4 protein-coding genes are annotated in these 3613 nt (G+C 67.5%); 3 read left to right on the forward strand and 1 reads right to left on the reverse strand.

Translation table 11 applies throughout. The annotated features are described in order from the left end of the window. The 3 genes from ACLP25_RS27480 to ACLP25_RS27490 form a co-directional block, all read left to right on the forward strand. The coding region (locus tag ACLP25_RS27480) for an extracellular solute-binding protein (RefSeq protein WP_442472277.1) at window positions 1-1412 on the forward strand (1412 nt) is incomplete at its 5' end. Between the two features lie 60 nt (window positions 1413-1472). After that, complete coding sequence (locus ACLP25_RS27485; RefSeq protein WP_442472278.1) at window positions 1473-1868, forward strand: hypothetical protein; 396 nt, start codon at window positions 1473-1475, stop codon at window positions 1866-1868. Window positions 1869-1960: 92 nt separating this feature from the next. Continuing rightward, window positions 1961-2623, forward strand: coding sequence for a DsbA family oxidoreductase (locus ACLP25_RS27490; protein ID WP_442472279.1), 663 nt, complete (start codon window positions 1961-1963; stop codon window positions 2621-2623). A gap of 7 nt (window positions 2624-2630) precedes the next feature. Here the strand turns inward: ACLP25_RS27490 and ACLP25_RS27495 are convergent. Beyond that, on the reverse strand, window positions 2631-3613 hold a 983-nt coding region (locus ACLP25_RS27495; RefSeq protein WP_442472280.1), incomplete at its 5' end, for a DUF2336 domain-containing protein.

A 3613-nucleotide genomic window follows, 5' to 3' on the forward strand; every position in this document is an offset into this window, starting at 1 on the left:
GGTTCTCGGATGGAATGCCGATCACCTCGGCCGACGTCGTCTTCACCTTCAACCTCCTCAAGGCCAAGGGCCGGCCGCAGCAGCGGGCCGCCTTCGGGCTGGTCAAAGCGATCGACGCGCCCGACGACTGGACCGTGACCTATGATCTCACCGGCGCCAACGACCGCGAGCTGCCGCTGACGCTAGCGATCATGCCGGTGCTGTCGCGGGCCCATACCGACGCCGAGCATTTCGAGGACCAGACCCTGCAGATCCCGGTTGCCTCGGGACCTTACCGGATCGCCGAGGTGACGCCGGGCCAGCGCCTCGTTCTGAAGCGCGACCCCGGCTACTGGGCGCGCGACCTGCCCGTCTCGAACGGTCTTTACAATTTCGACGAGATCCGGATCGACTATTTCCGCGACGCGACCGCAATGTTCGAGGCGTTCAAGGCGGGGCTGATCGACTACAGGATCGAGGACGACGTCACCCGCTGGCGCTCGGAGTACGATTTCCCGGCCGTCAAGGAGGGGCGGGTGGTCAAGGCCGCCATTCCGAACGGCCTGCCCAAGGGGGTGTCGGGCTTCGCCTTCAATACCCGCCGACCGCTGTTCGCGGACCCCCGGGTGCGCGAGGCGCTCGCCTCGATGTTCGATTTCGAGTGGATCAACGCCAATCTCTACGCCGGCGCCTACCGGCGCTCGGAGGGCTTTTTCGACGACAGCGACCTTTCGTCGATCGGACGCCCCGCCTCGGAACTTGAGAAGGCGCTGCTCGCGCCCTTTCCCGGCACGGTCCGAGCCGATGTGTTGGACGGGACGTGGCGCGCGCCCGTGTCCGACGGCTCCGGGCGTGACCGGGCGATCGCCCGGAGGGCGATCGAGCAACTGGAGGGCGCCGGCTATGTCCTGAAGGAGGGGCGCCTTCTCGACCGCGCCGGCGCCCCGCTCGCCTTTGAAATCACGGTCAACACCCGCGACGAGGAGCGCCTTGCCTTGGCCTATGCGCGCAATCTCGCCCGCATCGGTGTCGCCGCAAACGTCCGCCTCGTCGACGAGGTTCAGTTCCAGCGGCGGCGGACGCGCTTCGACTTCGACGTGATGCCGGGAACCTGGACCGCCTCCCCCTCTCCCGGCAACGAGCAGCGCGGCCGCTGGAGCTCGGCGGCCGCGAACGCGGAAGGCGCCTACAACATCGCCGGCGCCGCTTCGCCGGCGATCGATGCGATGATCGCGGCGATTCTGGCGGCCAAGAGCAACGAGGATTTCGTCGCCGGCGCGCGCGCGCTCGACCGGCTTCTGATTTCCGGCTTCTACATCGTCCCCTTCTACTATGCCCCCGAACAGAGGATCGCCTATTCGGCCAGGCTCGGTCGACCGGAGACGACGCCGCTGTTCGGCGTGGAACTCGCGGCGTGGTGGCGCAAGCTTTGAGGCTCGCTCGCCGCGGCCCATCATCCAGTGCTATGTTAGTTGCAAGGCATGGAGGATTCAGTGGCGGGTAAGGTCGCAGCGTTCGCCCACTATGGCGTCACGTTGACCAATGATCGCTTGAGTTGGTCGGGATTGACCCCAAAGGGAGAGGTCGTCGTTGGCCTTTGGCAGGACGAATTCGACTATAAAACTAACCCGGTTTCATACCAGCCAAACCCGGCGACAAACGACTTATGGCGCGACAAATTCGGTAATAGGCAACGCATCACCCATCTAATTCATGCGCGGGATACCGCCGGAGGGAGGTTTAGAGTTGTAGTTATGAGGGCCGTAGACGAAGCAGCCAACCCTAGGGAAGTCGCGGAAGCCTTCCCGCGCGACAACTTGGTCATGCAGCTCGTTCAACTGGACGAAGAGACGGGCGTGTTTCGGGCGCGCTTGGTGGGAGAAAAGTAGATGTCCCAGCGAACGCTCCGCTTTGACGACGCCAGCGCGTTGCGTAAGCCCGTAGAACGCGCGCGGCGACGGCAGAAGCAGGAAACTATCAGATGAGCGACGCGGAGCCGTTGAGCATCGACGTCGTCAGCGATGTCGTCTGCCCGTGGTGCTACCTCGGCGAAAAGCGCCTCGCTGCGGCGCTCGCCGAAGAGACCGAGCCGGTCGTCGTGCGCTGGCGTCCGTACCAACTCGACCCGACGATCCCAAACGGCGGCGTTGACCGCGCCGAATACATGGAGCGGAAGTTCGGCCGCGACGGGCGGCTGAAGGCGGTTCACGACCATCTTGTCGAGCTCGGCGCCGAAGTCGGGCTGCCCTTCGCGTTCGACAGGATCACTCGGGCGCCCAACACGCTCGACGCGCACCGGCTCATTCGTTGGGCCGCTTCGACCGGGCTTCAGGGCGAGGTGGTGGACCGCCTCTTCCGGGCCTATTTCGTCGAAGGACGCGACGTCGGCGATCGCGCCGTTCTGCTCGACATCGCCGCCGATTGCGGCCTCGACGCGGCGCTCGTCGCGCGGCTCTTCGAAGAGGGCGCGGACGTCGAGGCGGTGCGGAACGAGATCGCTGAGGCCCAGTCGATCGGCGTCACCGGCGTGCCGTTCTTCATCTTCGCCGGACGCCTCGCCGTTCCCGGCGCGCAAGACGTCTCACTTTTGAGACGCGCCATCGCGCAGGGCCGTGCGGCGATGAGGGCGCAGCCGACAGCATAAAACCGCTTCACGCAGCATTCAGAGCCAGAACGAGATCGGCGGGCAGTTCGACCGGCGGGGCGAAGTCCCCGGGGTCGTGACAGCGCGCAGGACCCAGGACGGGGGCGACGCCCTCGCCTTTCTCCGCATCGTCGTTGGCGGGGGCGAAGTCGAGGACCGGCGGCAGGACGACCTGCCGGTCGACCGCCTCACGGCTTGTCGCGCGCGCGTCCTTCCGCGCCGCCTCGGCGGCGAGACGCCACAGAAGGGCGAGAAACGGTGCCAGCGCCGGATTGCCCTCGGCCTCGCAAGCGCCGATGACGGAGCGCACAAGCTCGGACTTCAGGCCATGGCGCTGCCCCGCCCCGTGCGTCGCGATCGCGACAAGCGCCGCGCGAAAGACCGTCAGCGCGTGCTGTGGCAGGCCGGCTTTCAGCGCCGCCGCGGCGAAGCCCGCTCCCCGCGGATCGCGGACGAAGCCGGCGGCGCGCGCAAGCGGAAGTCCGGAAAGCTCCGCCAGCGCTGCGACGAAAAAGGCTCGCTCGCCGCCGAGCAGAGAGCGCAGGAGCAGCGCCATGGTCAGCGCGCCGCGGAAGCGCAGCGTACGGACAAGCTCGGATAGTTCGTCGTCCGGGCAGGCGGCGGCGATCGCGGAAAGGGCGGCGTCGCGGGTGGCGCGCTGGCAGGTCGCCGGCGAACCGTCAACCGCTTCGGTCGCCGCGAGCGCAATCTCGGCCTCGACGAGCGGCGGCAAGTCTGTCCGCGCGGCGAGCGCCTGCCGGATTTCGGCGTCTTCGCCAAAGCGATCGAGCAATCTTTTGCATGCGGTAGGCCTGAGCGTCGCGTCGGGGTTGCCGATCAGGGTGAGCGCAGCCTCGCGCGTCCCCACTTCCGCCAGTGCAGCCGCAGGACCGGCGCCGAGGCGGGGCCGGCGGGCGACGGCGCATTGCGCGACGGCGTCGCCGCCGGCGATGCAGTCGACGAGTTCGGCGTCGGTCAGCAGCGGCGAAC

The sequence above is a fragment of the Roseiarcus sp. genome (assembly GCF_052145395.1).
Lineage (GTDB): Bacteria > Pseudomonadota > Alphaproteobacteria > Rhizobiales > Beijerinckiaceae > Roseiarcus.